The following is a 17936-nucleotide window of genomic DNA, read 5'->3' as shown; positions in this document are numbered from 1 at the left end:
GATTTTGAATAGGAATATATTTCGAGGATGGAGGTCATGGCCTAGCGTTGCACATGACAAATCAAAAGTAATGACGCTTAAAAAAGAATCATAATGGGAATACCTTTCTTGACGGAAAGCGAAAACTATGGACGGATAGCCGTTTTATATAAAAAAACTAAAAATCCGAGAATGAACCTAAAAACTCCAACTTCTTTAGTTTCTGTAGTACCGATATTTACTAATTTTCTTTCCATATTGATTAATTGGGTTGACTTAAAATTGTCAGCTGCGTTGTAGAATATTGATTATTCGGATTCCTAATTTCGAGATGATATTGTTTCAATGACGTCAACCACATCCTCATAAAAAGCTACAACTGGCTCTCCTATTTTAATTTACATTGTGTAGACAACATGCCACAAATGCATTACCCAATATGCAATAACAGTACCGAGAAGCGGAAACAGCTCCCGCAACGCTTTGAGTATATACCAGCGATTTTTAGGTATAGCAAACAGTAGACAGTAATGCCTAGGAAAACATACATAAACTGATTTGAGAAACAACAACCCTAAATCATATATGTTTAAACATGTAAATATAAACGCTTACACAATCATACCCAACCCAACGAGCTAATAAATTTTAGCTGCTTATAAAGCTTAGGTTTTATTTTTTTGTTAACTTGCACGCATAAAAACAATCAATTGATATGAGCGCGACAGAACAAATCTCAATTCGCGTAGAGCCCACAAAACAATCAAGACTCTCGCAAGTAGATTTTAACAATTTAAAATTTGGACAAATCATGTCAGACCACATGCTGGTCGCAAATTATGACAAAGGACAATGGACAGACGTTGCTATCGTTCCTTACGGTGATTTGACTTTGAGCCCTTCGATGTCTGCTCTACATTATGGACAAGCAATTTTTGAAGGAATTAAAGGTTACAAATTTGCTGACGGAACAGTTAGTATCTTTCGTCCAGACAAAAACTGGGAGCGTTTCAATAAATCGGCAGATCGTTTACAGATGCCGGAAGTTCCTGAAGCGATTTTCATGGATGGCCTAAAGAAATTATTGGATGTAGATCGTAATTGGATACCTTCAATCGAAGGAACAGCACTTTATATCCGTCCATTTATGTTTGCTACGGAAGCAGCATTAGGTGTACATCCTTCCGTCTCCTATAAGTTTATTATTATTACTTGCCCTGTTGGAGCTTACTATAGCAAACCCATCAGTTTAAAAGTTGAGACGCATTATACACGTGCCGCTGAAGGTGGTGTTGGTTTCTCGAAAAATGCAGGTAACTATGCTTTATCATTGTATCCAACACAATTAGCGAATAACGAAGGTTATGATCAAATTATGTGGACAGATGCTAATGAGCATAAATATATCGAAGAAGCAGGTACTGCTAATTTAATCTTCCGTATTGGTGATACAATCATCACACCACATGGCGACACAATTCTTCACGGCGTTACACGTCGTACAATCATGGAGCTTGCTAGCGAATGGGGATACAAAGCTGAGCAACGCAAAGTTTCCGTTCAAGAATTAATTGAAGGCATTAAAGCTGGAACTGTTACAGAAGCTTTTGCTGCTGGAACTGCGGCTACCATTACCCATATCGATCGAATCGGTTTCGAAGGAGAAGATTATACTCTTCCTCCAGTTGAAGGTAGAGAATTCTCGCTAAAAGTACTTGCATACTTAAACGATCTACGCTATGGAAAAAGTGAAGATACGCACGGCTGGAATTTAATTGTAAAGTAAATTACCATCCTATTAAACGATTTTAACAAAGGGTCTCTTTTTAACAAAAGAGACCCTTTGTATTTATTGATAACATCAGAATAAATCACACATAAACACCTGATAAATAATGCATAATAATAAATGTACTTGTATTTTGCACACATTGTAAATCAGTAAATACCATCGTTAATTTCAATTATTCGGGTTATTTATTTAAACCAATAGTTTTTACAAAATTCTCTAAAGTTGACAAGTTTACATCGTTTTCGTAGATTACTCAAACGATTGCGCACTAATTTCTCCTTCAACCTTATTCTTTTTTCGTCACATTCGCATTGATAACCAAAAGGTAAATCTTTTACAATTATTTAAACAAAGAATCATGCGAATTTTCTTTACTAATTCCAAGAAGAGGTGGATTCCTTTATGCTGTACTTTAGCATTTTTGAATTCACACCCATCTTATGCCGAGATGAATCATGTCGGTCATAGTCCCATCACGGAATCGCTATTATTTTTAGATGATTCCTATTACTTTCATTCTCAACAAGAGATTACGGGGAAAATTGTTGACGAACAGGGCAAGCCAATTTCCGGCGCCACTATCCGAGAGAAGAACAGTAAGCAGACTACTCAAAGTGGTCAGGATGGTACATTTACCATTAAGGTATCATCAATTAGTTCAACATTAATCATCAGTTCCATCGGATTTGGACAAAAGGAAATCCCTGCTAACCAAGCTTCAACCATTACTTTACAAGCAGAGGAAGATCAAATCGAGGAAGTTGTCGTCGTTGGATTTGGAACACAAAAGAAAGTGAATCTAACAGGAGCGATTTCACATGTGGGCAAGGAGGCCTTTGAAAACCGACCTGTTGCCAATATCGGACAAGCATTGCAGGGTTTAGTTCCTAACTTAAATATAAGCTTCGGAAACGGGTCTCCGAACACAACACCGGGCTTCAACCTCCGTGGAGGTACATCAATGGCCTATAATCAAAATAAAAGAGAATTTGAAACTGTAAATGGTGATCCATTAGTGATAATCGATGGCGTTGAAAACACAACAGCAGCTTTAAATCAATTGAATCCGAACGACATCCAAGACATGTCGTTCATCAAAGATGCTTCTGCAGGTGCAATCTACGGTACAAAAGCTGCTTACGGGGTTATATTAGTTCGTACGAAAACTGGTGAATTCAACCAAAAAGGTCGAATATCCTATAACTTCGACAGTAATTTTGATACGCCTGCAGCTCTACCTGATGTTTTAAATTCCTATGAAATCCAACGTGCGTCAATGGACCGAACTACATGGACCAATGGATCTGTAAACAGTTCAGAGGAAAATAAAATGGCTATGATCCAAAAGTACCTCGACAATCCGATACCTGAAAATGCATGGTACGAAGAGTCAGGTAAGGTTATCTGGGTCGGAAACGTAAATCCTTTCGAAACCGCTGTTAAGAAATGGACTCCAATGCAAAAGCATACTTTAAACTTCAGCGGTGGTGGTGAGGCCGTAAATTACTACATATCTACAGGTTTGCAAAACCAATCTGGAATGTATAAGATAAATACAGATGAATTCAAACGCTATAATGCTCTCATTAATGTCAATGCAAAAATCACAAGCTGGTTCAACTTATTTGGAAAAGTAAGTTTCGACCAGACTCACTACGAAACTCCATATTTGGTAGGCGGAAAAGGAAACCTTTGGGAGTCCATGTTGATTGAACCCGGCCGTAATATCAATATGCCTTTGACTACGGGACCAAATGACCCTATCCCGAATGCTTACACCGACAACATTCTTTCTTGGATCAGTTATGGCGCGAGAAATAGGTCGGTAAATCGACGCATCTCGTTGCTAGCCTCACCGGAATTTATCATCATTCCGAGCCGACTGAAAGTTAAGGCAGATTTGGCCTATCAGCCGCAGAGCTATAGCTTGAATCGATATAGTCCTAAAATGGCACAAGTCTTAGAATCTTGGAGCGGCTTAACAACAAACCAAACTGAGGCTCAAGAAAACCGAGCATATCTCGACAACAACGATCGGAATAATTATATGGTGAACATCTATGCGGACTACAACAATACTTGGGCCGACAAACATAACTTCTCCGCCATTCTTGGTTACAACCAAGAGCAAACTACTTATGAGCAAATCACCAACACTTATCGTAGACTAATTAATCCGGATATCCAAAATCCTAATGCTGTCGAGGATCCTACATTAAATGAGGCTACTCGATATGCAGAAACATTAGCCGGTAGAGCAGTGTTTGGTAGAGTAAGCTATAACTACGCTGAGAAATACTTCTTGGAAAGTAATTTACGCTATGATGGAAATGCAAAATTCACGAAAGATGAACGCTTCGTCGCTTTCCCTTCGTTTTCAGCAGGCTGGAGAATATCCCAAGAAGCTTTTATGGAAGGCTTACGTAACACGGTAAACGAGTTAAAACTACGAGGAAGCTGGGGTAAATTAGGAAACCAACCAGGCTCTGCATACCCTTATCAAGCAACATTAGGTTCCGGACGAGCCTCCTTTTTATTAAATGGACAACAAATTGTTTATATCAACCCTCCGGGCTTGGTGTCTCCACATTTGACTTTCGAAAAGGCAGCAACTTGGAATATTGGTTTAGATGCGGCGTTTTTGCAGAATAAACTAGACCTTACTTTTGAATACTATAACAGAACGACAACGGATATCCTAACAAATGGGGACGCTGCGTATCCTAACACCTTAGGCGCGAACCCTCCTTATGTAAACTCTGGAACGCTTGAAACTAAAGGGATGGAATTAGCTATTGCTTGGAAGGAAACCTTAGATAATGGTCTTCGTTATCGCGTTGGGGTCAATCTATCAGACTATCTTACCAAAGTGAAACATTTCGCAGGAAACACAAGCCTAAACATTGAAAATGCCTCAGGAACAGAGATAATGTACAGCGGAAAGACAATCGGAGAAATCTGGGGATATAAGAGTGGAGGAATCCTACAAGAATCGGATTTTAACGGAAAAAACCCTGCAAATGGAAACTGGATCTATCCCGGTGCTTTTCAAGGAACCTTACATCCCGGTTTCCTAAGATATCAAGATATCGGAGGTCCTGAAGGCATTCCTGATGGTAAGATTGATAAAGGTTTAAATAAAATTGGTAAATCAGGCGACAGGATTGTGTTAGGTAATTCGACACCGAGATATAGATTTGGTATTACAGGAAATGTTCAATTCAAGAATTTTGATCTAGACGTCTTAATCCAGGGAGTAATAAAGCGTGATGTTTGGACAGGAAATTCAGCATATTGGGGTGGCGGTGCTGGTTCCAAATGGATGTTAGAAAGATCTTGGACTCCAGAACGAACAGATGCAGAATTCCCAATGTATGGCGGAGCACCTTCTGTTAATGATCAGTACTTAATAAACGGCTCTTATCTAAGATTGAAACAAGCGGTATTGGGCTATACTCTTCCTAGCACAATTACCGAGAAGCTTAAAATTGATCGACTTCGTTTTACAGTGTCTGGCTTTAACCTATTTGAGATCTCGGAGATACCTAATGTTTTCGATGTGGATCAAATTTCTTCAGCTTATCCACAAAAACGTTCAGTCGCATTCGGTGCTCAGATAACCTTTTAATCATCTACATCATGAAAAAAACATTTAAATATATATTATCGGGAATAATAGCAACAACATTGCTTCAATCCTGCAAAAAAGATTTCTTGAATTTAAGTCCAGAAACAGAACTTGCTTCAGAAAACTCTTTACAATCAGAAACGGAAGTTACTCTTTATCTAAACAATCTGTATAGTCGCTATATTAAAGGTCATTTTGACACTTGGGGAGATGCGAAATTGAACCCAACGATTACCGGCGGTAGTCATCTAATAGCAGGCGACTTTATGACGGATAATATGGTGAAATATGGTAATATTCATTCAATCTTAGACCAGACTTATACGACGCCAACGAGCGGAACTGAAGTCGGTTGGGTTTGGGAGGATTTGAGATCGATTCACTACTTCCTAGAGAACTATAAAAACGCATTGCCTTCGGTAGGCAACGACTCCAAAAAGTTAGACAAGTATGTTGGTGAAGCGCTATTTTTTAAATCATGGGATTACTATAGGAAACTTATGTTATTCGGCGATGTTCCTTGGTATAATGCCACTTTGAACATTGACAGCGAGGACTTATACAAAGCTCGGGATAAAAGAACATTAGTTGCAGACTCACTAATGAGTACTATCAATCAATCGATAGTTAAGTTAGAAGGTGTAACTGGACGCGCTGACGGTCGCATTAATCAAAACATGGCTTTATTCTTAAAAGCAAGGATCGCATTATTTGAGGGCTCTTTCAGAACGTACCATAGCGAACTACAGTTAAAAAGCACTGCCACTCCTTTCTTAGAAGCATGTGTCGATGCTTGTGAAAAAATAATTAGTTCAGGTAAGTATGAACTTTATAAAACAGGCACCAATCCTTATTGGAAATTATTTACATTCAAAAATAATCCAGAGTCAGATCAGAACAAAGAAGCAATTCTAGCTCGAGTATATGATGGTGTTAAAGTAGGGCACGCCACACAACGTTATTGGCAACAGAACAATAGTATCAGTGGCGCTCGTCCAGCGGGTGGGGCAACACGTAACTTAGTTGAGGAATACTTATGTATCGATGGACGCCCAATCTATCTGTCAGGCTCCGAAGGAAACTACACCGCAAATCCGTTATTCAAAGGTTATGATGGTCTGTGGACAGAAATGGAAAACAGAGATCCTCGTTTAAAACAAACGATTAATTATCCTGGAGAGAATCGCTCTATCTACAACGTTAACAACGATTTAACGAGCATCACGGAGAATGGTATAACGTATCCTCGATTATCCTACAATGTAGGGGGAGGATCGTCTATTACTGGTTATTTAGCCATTAAACACTGGATGGGAGATAAAAAAGAACATGACGCAACGACCAGCGGACAACAAACAGCTATTGAGTTCCGCTATGGAGAAGTCTTGTTAATGCTTGCTGAAGCAAAAGCAATTCTAGGCACCTTAACGCAAGCAGATCTTGACCGCACGATAAATGCTCTAAGAGAGCGTGCAGGGTTTAATTTTGCTACTTATCCAAATAGTCGCTTACAACTAGCTAACATAGCTCCAGACCCACGTTTAGACGGAATAAACGCACAGTTGCTAGATTATGAAGTAAGTCCTATTCTAAGAGAGATCAGACGGGAACGAAGAGTCGAAATGGTTTTAGAAGATCGTCGTTATGAAGACTTAATACGCTGGAAAGCGGGTAAGTTTTTGACTATTCCTTATCGCGGCATGAAATTTAATAGTGAAAAACAAAAACTGTATGACGGCAGTCACCTACAAAAGCCGATTATCGCATTGAAGGAACAGTTGGATAAAGACGTTTTTGTTGATGGTGAGGGATTCATTATTGCCTATCCGAGAAGTCCAAATATTGTTCAAGGAAAAGGACTCTGGGCAGATTACCGATATTATTGGCCAATTCCTCTATTTGAATTATCACTGGACGGTAGTCAATTAAAACAAAATCCAGGGTGGTTAGGTGAGTAATAAAATGATCAATTAATAGAAAAATCATGAAGACAAAAAATATAATACGTTTACTAATTCTAGCTGGCTTTGGAACAGCGCTATCTTATTCATGTAAAAAGAATGACGTAGACTTTGGAGAAAACTTAACAGTTAGAGAAGCTGTCAATGCAGGTGGAAACATGCAGATTCCAGTGAAGATAGGAACACCACTACAATTAAATTTAGCAATTACCCCTGGAAATAGAACGGTTACAGATGCGAGCTATAAGAACAAGCATACCGATATTTCTACATTCTCTAGCTCTGGCTTAGTCACTGGAGTTAGTGAAGGGAAAGATACCGTCGTTATCTCCTCAGGCAACTTGCAAGTTTGGTATGTCGTGAATGTCACGAAGTAAGTTGTATTGGTTCTGTTTAGGCAGATAAAATTAAAGTTTCAATAAAACAAAATGCCCCCACTCTTCTCTCCGAAGCATGGGGGCATTTATTTAGAAATAGAAGTGTCTACATCTTCGCGTCCATTAACTTATCTGCATTCTTTTTTGGTTCCCCTAACTGCATTTTAATCACGAATGCTCGCGTACTTTTGAATCCTTTAGGTAGCACTACATCGTAATAAGTATTTTTATCTAAGTCTAATCCTATATCTGAGTGAACGACTTTCAGCGTAGTTTTATTTCCTAAAATCTCCGCACTCACGGGAACACTATTGCTCTTTTTAGGAACGGCAATGCGGGCAATATTATTCACCGGCCGATTAAACACTGTTAGATATAATGTATTATTTTTCGTTGTATAATAACCTAATTTGGTAACTGGAAGTTCTGCATGTCTTGTGCCGTATACCGCTTCTGAGTTAACTTTCATCCAATCTCCTAACTCTTTAGCAAGTTTATCCTCGCCAGGATGCATATTCCCTTGTCCATCGGGCCCAAAGTTTAGCACAAAGTTTCCATTCATCGATACAGAATGCATTAGCATATCCAATAAATCATCGGTAGTTTTAGTATACAAGCCAGTCCAATCTTTCATATATCCCCACCCATTTGGAGGGATTGTCATGACCGCATCCCAATCATTACCATCCAACCATTCATAGCTTTGTGGAAGTTTTCTTTCCCAACCTTGTTCATAATCGCCTAATATATCGCCATTGCTATCAAAATGACGCGATTCGAATTCATCGTTTCGGAATCTAGATCCGATGATTAAGCCTGGATGCTTCTCCCTCAATTCTTTCTCTAAGTTGTAAGTAAATTCATAAGCTTTTTTCCAAGAAGCATCCCATGTACCGTCAAACCAAAAACCCTTAATTTGTGGGTAATTTGTCAACAATTCTAACAATTGATTCTTCGTGTATTGAAGAAACCTATTGTATTTAGCTTTCTCCTCTTCGGACTTCGGCTCCTTACTTAAATAGTCAGGATTGTTCCATTCAAGTATAGAAAAATAGAGGTACACATCTATTCCTTCCGCGGTATAGGCGTCAACAACCTCTTTTACAATATCTTTTTTATAAGGAGAGGCAGAGATGTTGTAGTCAGAATACTGCGTCGGCCATAAAGCAAAACCGTCATGATGCTTAGTCGTAAAGATCATATACTTTGCACCCATATTTTTGGCTTGCTTTGCCCAAGCCTTTGCGTCAAAAGATTTCGGATTAAACTGCTTATACAGATTGTCATAGGTCTCCTTCCAATTCTTTGGTGCATCAGGCCCAGACCATGTTCTAATCCATTCTGAAGCAGCGGCTCCTTTTCTAGCAGAGACTCCCTCCCATTCATTTCCAGGGATGGCATACAACCCCCAGTGAATAAATTGTCCTAATCCATAATTACGGAAAGATTCCATGTTTGCATCAGTACGATGTTTCGGAGTAATCGGCCCGTATTTAATTTCCTTGCGTTCAGTTGGCTTTTGCTTTGGTCCTGTCCACTGTGCGGACAAAGGCCCGATCGCTAAGCTCATACCCATCAAGGTGAGCATCGTTTTTCTAAATATCTTCATCATTTAATTATTTTAAATTCCAAGTCATTTCATCCTTCAACTCGTTCGACCCATTCTTACCTATTGCTACAATCTTATTTTGCCCTGGACGAAGCACCACATTTTCAACTACCCAGTGTTTATCATTAACCCCTTGTTTTGCTGTATAAAACACACCATTAACTTCCAATCGAACTTCTTTCAAATTAGAGAAAACTTGAACCTTACTAGTTGCTATCGTACGTTCACTATCCCTTCTATTTGCTAAATAAATGATAGGTTCAGGATTCCAGTTCGCTTTATACCAGAAGAATGAGTCCTTTTTTCGTTTACGATCAAAGCTTACTAGTCCCTTTAGATTTCTTGCATTGACTCCTCCACGATTCCAAGCAGGAACGGCAAATTCAAACATATTCCAAAGGTAGGATGCAACTATTATAGGACTTTTTTGAATCGCCGCCCATTGTTGAATATGAGTTTCTGTCTGATAGTTTTCTGGGAATGATTTACCAGAAACAACATCATCGGGAACTTTCAATTCTTCCTGACCGATATCCATATTTCCATCAGCACCATACTCTGATAGCATAATTTTATACCCCGGAAACTCTTGTTGTACTTTTTGAGCCCATGGCCCGAGGTCTTCAATCTTACCTCCATACCATCCAAAGTAGTGGTTGATGCCCTGCACATCGGTCGACAGGTTTTCTTGCCGATCAACAATATTGTAGCCTGTAACTGCGACAGTATAACGATCTGGATCTAGTGTTTTAGCGATATCATTTAGTTCTCGTGACAAAACAGGTACTTGCTCATCTGCAGTTTTAGAGTAAACTTCATTGTGAACTCCCCAAATATAGATTGACGGATGGTTCATGTTCTGTTTAACAAGCTCTGTCATCTGTTGCTTTGCATTGTCGTTCTCATAGTAGGAAACTCGATTTACAAAAGGAATTTCTGCCCAAGTCAAAAATCCTAAAGTATCAGCTAAGGCATAAATCTCTGGAGATTGTTGATAATGTGCGAGACGAATAGTCGTTGCACCCATTTCTTTAATCATCAACATATCTTCCTTATGTTGCGCAAAACTTAGAGCTGAACCAAAACCTTCTCTGTCTTGATGTCTACAAACGCCATACATAGGATACGGCTTTCCATTAAGAAGGACATTTTTACCTCCGTTAATCTCAATATGTCTTACTCCTAAAGGTTGCTTGACAGCATCAAGTTCCACGCCTCCTGCCACCAGTTTAGCAGTAACCGAATATAGATAAGGATCTCGAACACCATCCCATAAGTGTGGAGACTTCATTTTTATCGCTTGTTTAACGTAGGTAACGCCCTGTGGATTGATTCTCACAGCTTGCTTTTCAGTTTGCACAAGCTTTCCTTTAAAATCTCTGACTTCTACCCACAGCTCGACATTCTGCGCCGACTTCTCTTTAGTTTCTAACTTGGCCGATACTTCAATACTGGCTTGTTTAGCTGATACATCATGCTGACGAATCTGAATTCCTGGCGCTGCTCGATCAGTCACAACAAAACTTGTCTTATTGGTCGATATCAAATGAACTGGACGATAAATCCCACCATAAACTGGAAAAAGAAATTGATTAGTCGGTATTACATCCTTCCTTGAGGCATTGTCCGCTATGACAGTAATCGTATTAGGTTTATCATAATTGACAGAATTCGTTATTTCATAGGTGAACATGCTATAACCACCTTTGTGTTCTCCAATAAAATTATCGTTAATATAAAGTTTTGCTATTGCACCAACTCCTTCAAACTTGATAAATGTGCGTCTTTCCTTAGCAGAAGGATCTATATCAAACGTCTTGGTATAAACAGCCTTCCCTTCAAAGAAATTACGGTCCTTTTGCATGTCTATAGCATTGTAAGTGTGCGGCAGCGTGATATCTTCCCAGACCTCCAATTTTGTCCATTGACTTTGACTTTCATAATATTTCTGACCATTTTCGAAATCAGTAAAAAAGGTTGAATTATTGGCTTTATAGAATCTCCAATTCTCGTTAAATGACTGTTCGATCCGAGATTGCGCTATACATAAATGACAGAAAACAACTGCAAAAGCAGCTATATAAAGTCTCTTAAAAATATTCATAGATTGTGCGGATTATAATGTTCTAAAATAAACATTTAATTGTGCCTAAAGGAATTCAATCGATTGCACAATCTACGAAAACGTTTTATCATTTAACGCTTTATTCTATAGTATAAAGAATTCTACCTTGTGAGTTTAAACAATTAGAAATATTGGTAGCATCAAGGAGTTTTGCTAATTTCCAATTTAGTAGTATTGGTGGGTTGGGGATGCTGCTGAACCTATTGACCGACTTGATGATCAATAAATTCTACAACCTTCTCGAATTGATTGGGTTCAAACCAAGTTGTATTACCGTATTTCTTAAACCAGGTTATTTGACGCTTTGCATAGCGACGGGAGTTTTGTTTAATACGAGCTACTGCCTCTTCCATAGAAATCTCTCCATCGAGGTAATCAAACAGCTCGGCATAACCCACTGTAAGTAATGCGGGTTTATTTCTATGAATGGCTAAAGATTTCACCTCTTCCAGCAAACCTTGCTGCATCATCAAATCAACGCGTTGATTAATTCTATCATATAACATCGCGCGATCTGTGTTTAACCCGATCGTTATTATATTAAACTCACGGCATTGCTTTTGATTTTTCTGATAGTAAGAAATGGGGTGTCCTGTCGCTTCATATACTTCTAGCGCTCGAACGACACGCTGTGGGTTATCATAATCCATGAATTCATAATTCTCTGGATCCACTGCACGTAAACGCTCCTGTAAAGCTATTAAACCATCCTTTTCTAGGCTTTCATTCAACTGCGCTCGAACTTCATCAGGCGCTTTTGGAAGATCATCAAGGCCCTCACATAGTGCCCGAACAAACAAACCTGAGCCTCCAACGACAATGACATGATCATTACTCTTGAATAGTTCTGAAACTTTAATCAATGCTTCTCTTTCGAAATCCCCTGCGGAATACTCATCATTTATCGAGTGCGAATTGATAAAATAATGGTTTGCTTGCTTTAATTCTTCCGCTGTTGGTTTTGCTGTTCCAATACTCATTTCATTATAAAACTGCCGAGAATCTGCGGAGATAATGGCTGTTCGATAATGATTTGCTAAGGCAATTGCCATAGCAGTTTTACCAACCGCTGTAGGGCCTACAACTACTATTAATGATTTCGGATACTGCATTGGTTTTTGGCGATATAAAAAACAAGGAACTAGTACCTATTAATTTGAGTCACTAGTTCCTCGTATCATTGTAAATATGTTTATCGACTAGTAATCGTCGCTCATTCCTTTTTCGCTTTGTCCTTCCTCTTCTCCACCCTCTTCTTCATCATCGAACATATCGTAATCATCCTCCTCATCAACGCCATACTCTTCGGCCGACTCATCTACAAACTCTTCGTCGTCATCATCCTCTGCTCCAGCAACAGGAAAGTTTGCCGCCATGATATTCTTAGGCACCTCACCAACAGATTTGAATAGTGAAGGATAACTCTTGCCGTCTTCTTCTTTTAAGATTTTGATTAACTCTACGTGGAAATCGTACGGTCGATCAAAATTATAGATATAATAAAACTTCTGATGTGGATCGTCAATAAACTTACTCATTTTGATAAGGTCCATCTCCAATACACCTGCATTCTTTTTACGATCGTTCGGCAAATAGGCAATCTCTGTTCCTTTTTTCCATTGATCATTACTAACATAAAAAGAACTTGAACGTTCTACGTCATAACCCGTAGCCGTGTGAATCGCTTGATGTAATTCAAGGAAAGTGCTTTTAGAAGGCACATCTATCTCCCTATATACATCCTCATAATCCTCAAAGGTTATTCTAAATCTATAAATTGCCATTTCTTATTATAAATGTTGTCTGTGATTAATTTTCAACCAATAAAGTTAATAATTTTTTTGTTTTTAAGCTTTCTCAACTTGACGTAGACCTAAACTTATTCCCTTCTGAATCATAAACGCCATAGCGGCGTCTCTAGAATTTGATATATCTCCTTCTAAAATCGCCTCGCGAATAGCATTTTTTATTATACCAACATGTCTTCCTGGCCCAATGGCAAAGGATTTCATGATATCATCGCCATCGACAGGTGGCTGCCAGTTCCGAAGGTGATCGCGCTCTTCAACATCTTTTAATTTTTGCTTAACAAGCTCAAAATTCTCACGATATTTCTTTTTCTTAAACTCGTTCTTCGTGGTAACATCGGCATGGCACAACATCATCAAAGCATCAATATCATCGCCAGCTTCAAATAACAATCTACGTACTGCAGAATCAGTAACAATATCCTTCGCCAATACGATTGGTCGCAAATGAAGTAAAACGAGTTTTTGCACAAACTTCATCTTCTCATTTAAAGGTAATTTCAATTCGGCAAAAAGCTTAGGAACCATTTTAGCTCCTTTATCTTCATGTCCATGAAATGTCCAGCCTGCTTTTTTGTCGAAACGCTTAGTCGCTGGTTTGGCGATATCGTGCATAATTGCAGCCCATCGTAACCATAAATCATCCGACAATTCCGCAACGTTATCTAACACTTCTAACGTATGGTAGAAATTATCTTTGTGTCCCTTTCCATCAATATACTCAACGCCATAAAGGTTTTGCATCGCTGGAAAAATATGCGCTAGCAATCCTGTATCAAATAAATACTTAAAGCCGATAGAAGGTTTGTCAGAAAGTATAATTTTATTTAGCTCGTCGGCAATACGTTCTTTAGATATGATTTTAATACGTTCTACTTGTTCATGAATTGCATTTAGAGCAACAGCATCTATCTTGAAATTTAATTGAGTTGCAAAACGTATCGCCCGCATCATACGTAAAGGATCATCCGAGAAAGTAATCCCCGGTTCTAAAGGCGTACGAATAATTCGATTTTGAATATCATCCTGCCCTTGAAATGGATCAACGAGTTCTCCATAACTTGATTCGTTTAACGAAAAGGCCATCGCATTAATCGTGAAGTCTCGACGATTTTGATCATCGGCTAATGTGCCGTCTTCTACAATTGGCTTTCTAGATTCACTACGATAAGATTCCTTGCGTGCTCCAACAAACTCAACTTGTAGACCTTGAAACATTAACATTGCTGTCCCAAAGGATTTGTAAACAGCAACTTTAGTATGTAATTTCTCTCCTAATGCGGTAGCGAAGTCAATCCCACTGCCTAATACTAATATATCGACATCGTCTTTGAAAGGACGACCCATTAATCTATCCCTCACATAGCCGCCAATAACATAGCAGGCTACATGTAGCTCCTCAGCCAAATCTTTTATAATGGGAAATATGGGGTGTGTTAAATCTTCACTCATAGCAACAAAGTGCAAAAGTAAGTAAAAATTAAAGAAAATGCTTACCGTAATAAGCAGCAAACATGGATGTATTAATCTCTATCCTTCGATAATCTACGGAATGCAAGTGGATTTGCAGTCAATTCTGCTTGCTCGCGACGACGATTTACAATATGTACCGCTTCAAACATGGCCTCTACAAACGAGGTGTGCGATGCTATATTTTGTCCTGCAATATCATATCCAGTTCCATGGTCGGGAGAAGTACGAACAACCGGTAATCCAGCTGTAAAGTTAATTCCCGTTCTAGAAGCAATATGTTTAAAAGGAATAAGCCCCTGATCATGATACATCGCCAAGACCGCATCAAACTTCGTATACGTGTCAGCCGCAAAAAATCCATCTGCTGGATATGGTCCAAAACAGAAAATACCCTCTTCGTTTGCACGCTCGATAGCGGGACGAATAATCTCAAGATCTTCTTTTCCAATTAATCCATCGTCACCTGCATGTGGATTTAAGCCTAATACTGCAATTTTCGGCTTTTTAATCCAAAAATCGGTCTTCAAGCTATTATTCATCATGCGTAATTTATGTAATATGCTATCCACTGTAATGGCAGCCGCGACATCCTTCACCGGAATATGGCCTGTTACGACACCTACGCGCAAATCCTCACTCACCATAAACATCAAAACATCCTCCGCTCCAAATTCAGCCTGTAAGTACTCCGTGTGCCCAGGAAAATTAAAGCCTTCTTGTTGAATATTATGTTTATTGATTGGCGCTGTTACTAATGCGTCGATTAAACCAGCCTTCAAATCTTCAGTAGCACGTTGTAAAGAAAGAAAGGCGTATTTACCACCTACTTCATTTTGCTCACCTAACGTGATCTTAACATCCTCTTGCCAGCAATTGATCATATTTGAGCGCTTAGGGTTCGCTTGATCAGCTGAATTAATCACGTTAAAACTAAAATCATTAACGCCTAAAGCCTTCCGATGAAAAGAAGCAACTTTTGTATTTCCATAAACAATCGGTGTAAAGAAATCTAAAATGCGATTATCTAACAAGGATTTAATAATCACTTCTAAACCAATTCCGTTTATATCACCTATTGAAATACCAATTTTTAACTTTTCACTCATCGTAATAGCTCTTTAGTATGTCAAAAATAACAAAAAAACCTAAAGAAGCAGTTTCAATTACCATTTAAATACTTATTTGCAACCTAACTCAGTACCCGACATAAAATAGTATCTTTGCGGATATATTTACAGTATGAGTTCAGTACGCGCGAAGAAACACTTAGGTCAACACTTTTTGAATGATAAGAATGCCGCTCAACGCATTGTAGAGGCTTTGACACCAAGTTTAGGATTTAAGCAAGTCTTAGAAGTGGGCCCAGGTATGGGCGTACTTTCGGATTTCCTATTGCAGAACGATTCTTATCAGACCTTTTTGATAGATGTAGATGATGAGTCCATTGAATTCCTCGCCGATAAATACCCTCAAGTTGGCAATCGTTTAATCCATGGTGACTTCTTAGCCTTAGACTTTAGTCAATACTTTGAGGACAAAATGGCAATTATTGGAAATTTCCCATATAACATTTCTTCACAAATTTTATTCAAAATCTTAGAAGAGCGCAATCGTGTAGTTGAAATGGTCGGCATGTTTCAAAAAGAAGTAGCTGAGCGATGCGTTGCAAAACCTGGAAATAAGGAATATGGTATTTTATCGGTGTTCTTGCAGGCATATTACGACGTTTCCTACCTATTCACTGTAAAAGCAGGTGCATTCAACCCACCGCCAAAGGTACTCTCCGGCGTAATGCGCATGGTCAGAAACGACCGTGAAACTTTAGACTGTGATGAGAAACTTTTTTGGCGTGTTGTAAAGGCTGGTTTCAATCAGCGTCGTAAAACATTGAGAAATGCCTTATCGGCCGTTGTACCTAAAGACCAGATGAGCGACAATCCCTTATATGAATTACGTGCGGAGCGATTAACAGTCGCAGATTTCGAAGCATTAACCCGCGAGATATCGAATACCAAATGATATGATTACAAAGAGTGAATTTGCCATCATCGGTGGAGGTGTAGCTGGCTTGACCGCTAGCATTGCACTCGAACAATTGGGACGGGACTTTCAACTTTTTGAACAAACTAAAATCGTCAAAGGCATAGGTGCAGGATTTGGTTTAGCCGCCAACGCGATGCAGGCTTTAGAAATTATCGGGCTTAGAGAAGAAGTAGAACAAATAGGATATTATCTAAATTCCTTCGCCATACTCGACCAGTGGGGGGACATCCTCGTCAACCCTAACACAAACAGTCTTTCACATAAATACAATCAGCAAAACTTCGCCATTCATCGCGCAGATCTTCATTTATATTTACTCAGTAAGATCGCACAGGAACGACTGCATTTAGGAAAACAAGCAACAAAATTCTTGCAAAAAGAAAAGACGGTATTATTGACCTTTGCCGACGGCACGCAACATGAATGCAATTATCTGATTATCGCGGACGGGGTCAAATCACCCCTTCGCCAACAACTTATCCCCTCTTCTGTACCTCGCTACGCTGGATACAGTTGCTGGAGAGCGACAATCGACAATACCGATATTAAGCTAAACCAAGGAACGGAAACTTGGGGAAAACAGGGCCGTTTTGGAATGACTCCATTGGTTAACAACCGCATATACTGGTATGCCTGTATCAATGGCCCCCAGAATAGCGAAATTTTCCGTAATTACAGCATTGCAGATCTTCAAAAACAATTTGCAGATTACCATGATCCTATTCAAACACTTCTTTCAAACAGCAAAGACGCAGATTTGATTTGGAGTGATATCATCGATATAAAACCACTACAAAACCTCGCCTACCATAACATCCTATTAATCGGAGATGCAGGGCATGCCACTACACCAAATATGGGACAAGGAGCCTGTCAAGCAATTGAAGACGTTGCTGTATTACAGGACGAACTAAGAAGAAAGATTGATGTCGTTGCAGCTTTTAAAGCATTTGAAAAAAGAAGGCTAAGTCGGACTAGGTATATCACGGACACATCCAAAAGGATTGGGCAGGTTTCACAATGGGATAATCAATTTATGATTAGCCTGCGCAATAAGCTTATGAAGATGATGCCAGCAAAGTTAAATCAAAAAGCGCTAGAGAAGCTTTTTAAACAAGATTTCATGACCCTTAATAAGTAA

The 17936-nt window shown here is 39.0% G+C and carries 12 protein-coding genes; 6 read left to right on the top strand and 6 right to left on the bottom strand.

The window, feature by feature from the left end; translation table 11 throughout:
• Positions 1-694 precede the first annotated feature (694 nt).
• From GFH32_RS02630 to GFH32_RS02615, 4 genes are all read left to right on the top strand, one after another.
• On the top strand, positions 695-1765 hold the full coding sequence (locus tag GFH32_RS02630; RefSeq protein ID WP_153509597.1) for a branched-chain amino acid aminotransferase: 1071 nt from the start codon (positions 695-697) through the stop codon (positions 1763-1765).
• A gap of 364 nt (positions 1766-2129) precedes the next feature.
• A complete protein-coding gene (locus GFH32_RS02625) occupies positions 2130-5399 on the top strand; it encodes a SusC/RagA family TonB-linked outer membrane protein (protein ID WP_153509596.1) in 3270 nt (1089 codons plus the stop codon).
• A gap of 11 nt (positions 5400-5410) precedes the next feature.
• Positions 5411-7357, top strand: a complete 1947-nt coding sequence (locus GFH32_RS02620; protein ID WP_153509595.1) for a RagB/SusD family nutrient uptake outer membrane protein — start codon at positions 5411-5413, stop codon at positions 7355-7357.
• Between the two features lie 26 nt (positions 7358-7383).
• A complete protein-coding gene (locus GFH32_RS02615) occupies positions 7384-7737 on the top strand; it encodes a hypothetical protein (RefSeq protein ID WP_153509594.1) in 354 nt (117 codons plus the stop codon).
• A 106-nt stretch (positions 7738-7843) separates the two neighbouring features.
• Here the strand turns inward: GFH32_RS02615 and GFH32_RS02610 are convergent, their stop codons facing one another.
• The 6 genes from GFH32_RS02610 to pdxA form a co-directional block, all read right to left on the bottom strand.
• Positions 7844-9349 carry an alpha-L-fucosidase gene (locus GFH32_RS02610; RefSeq protein WP_228384202.1) on the bottom strand — a complete coding sequence of 502 codons (1506 nt, stop codon included), beginning with the start codon at positions 9347-9349 and terminating at the stop codon, positions 7844-7846.
• 4 nt (positions 9350-9353) lie between these two features.
• Positions 9354-11450: a glycoside hydrolase family 2 protein gene (locus GFH32_RS02605; protein ID WP_153509593.1), complete on the bottom strand. Its 2097-nt coding sequence runs from the start codon at positions 11448-11450 to the stop codon at positions 9354-9356.
• Positions 11451-11671: 221 nt separating this feature from the next.
• A complete protein-coding gene (gene miaA, locus GFH32_RS02600) occupies positions 11672-12583 on the bottom strand; it encodes a tRNA (adenosine(37)-N6)-dimethylallyltransferase MiaA (RefSeq protein WP_153509592.1) in 912 nt (303 codons plus the stop codon).
• Between the two features lie 87 nt (positions 12584-12670).
• The gene (locus GFH32_RS02595; protein WP_153509591.1) at positions 12671-13255 is read right to left on the bottom strand and encodes an IS1096 element passenger TnpR family protein; all 585 of its coding nucleotides are present in this window, start codon (positions 13253-13255) and stop codon (positions 12671-12673) included.
• A 63-nt stretch (positions 13256-13318) separates the two neighbouring features.
• Positions 13319-14731, bottom strand: a complete 1413-nt coding sequence (locus tag GFH32_RS02590) for a CCA tRNA nucleotidyltransferase (protein ID WP_153509590.1) — start codon at positions 14729-14731, stop codon at positions 13319-13321.
• Positions 14732-14802: 71 nt separating this feature from the next.
• Positions 14803-15858, bottom strand: coding sequence for a 4-hydroxythreonine-4-phosphate dehydrogenase PdxA (gene pdxA / locus GFH32_RS02585; protein WP_153509589.1), 1056 nt, complete (start codon positions 15856-15858; stop codon positions 14803-14805).
• A 133-nt stretch (positions 15859-15991) separates the two neighbouring features.
• Here pdxA and rsmA point away from each other — a divergent pair, with 133 nt between their 5' ends.
• Both rsmA and GFH32_RS02575 read left to right on the top strand, forming a co-directional pair.
• Entirely contained in the window at positions 15992-16771 is a 780-nt protein-coding gene (gene rsmA / locus GFH32_RS02580; protein ID WP_153509588.1) for a 16S rRNA (adenine(1518)-N(6)/adenine(1519)-N(6))-dimethyltransferase RsmA, read from the top strand.
• Between the two features lies 1 nt (position 16772).
• On the top strand, positions 16773-17936 hold the full coding sequence (locus GFH32_RS02575) for an FAD-dependent monooxygenase (protein ID WP_153509587.1): 1164 nt from the start codon (positions 16773-16775) through the stop codon (positions 17934-17936).

The organism is Sphingobacteruim zhuxiongii (assembly GCF_009557615.1).
In the GTDB taxonomy this organism is placed as follows: Bacteria; Bacteroidota; Bacteroidia; order Sphingobacteriales; family Sphingobacteriaceae; genus Sphingobacterium; species Sphingobacterium zhuxiongii.
This window is presented reverse-complemented; position numbering and strand designations above follow the sequence as displayed.

Excerpts from the sequence above, each read along its gene's own strand:
- GFH32_RS02610 (WP_228384202.1), bottom strand. The coding sequence starts at position 9,349 with ATGATGAAGATATTTAGAAAAACGATGCTCACCTTGATGGGTATGAGC.
- GFH32_RS02625 (WP_153509596.1), top strand. The coding sequence starts at position 2,130 with ATGCGAATTTTCTTTACTAATTCCAAGAAGAGGTGGATTCCTTTATGC.
- GFH32_RS02615 (WP_153509594.1), top strand. The coding sequence starts at position 7,384 with ATGAAGACAAAAAATATAATACGTTTACTAATTCTAGCTGGCTTTGGA.
- rsmA (WP_153509588.1), top strand. The coding sequence starts at position 15,992 with ATGAGTTCAGTACGCGCGAAGAAACACTTAGGTCAACACTTTTTGAAT.
- GFH32_RS02620 (WP_153509595.1), top strand. The coding sequence starts at position 5,411 with ATGAAAAAAACATTTAAATATATATTATCGGGAATAATAGCAACAACA.
- GFH32_RS02630 (WP_153509597.1), top strand. The coding sequence starts at position 695 with ATGAGCGCGACAGAACAAATCTCAATTCGCGTAGAGCCCACAAAACAA.
- pdxA (WP_153509589.1), bottom strand. The coding sequence starts at position 15,858 with ATGAGTGAAAAGTTAAAAATTGGTATTTCAATAGGTGATATAAACGGA.
- GFH32_RS02590 (WP_153509590.1), bottom strand. The coding sequence starts at position 14,731 with ATGAGTGAAGATTTAACACACCCCATATTTCCCATTATAAAAGATTTG.
- GFH32_RS02605 (WP_153509593.1), bottom strand. The coding sequence starts at position 11,450 with ATGAATATTTTTAAGAGACTTTATATAGCTGCTTTTGCAGTTGTTTTC.
- GFH32_RS02595 (WP_153509591.1), bottom strand. The coding sequence starts at position 13,255 with ATGGCAATTTATAGATTTAGAATAACCTTTGAGGATTATGAGGATGTA.
- GFH32_RS02575 (WP_153509587.1), top strand. The coding sequence starts at position 16,773 with ATGATTACAAAGAGTGAATTTGCCATCATCGGTGGAGGTGTAGCTGGC.
- miaA (WP_153509592.1), bottom strand. The coding sequence starts at position 12,583 with ATGCAGTATCCGAAATCATTAATAGTAGTTGTAGGCCCTACAGCGGTT.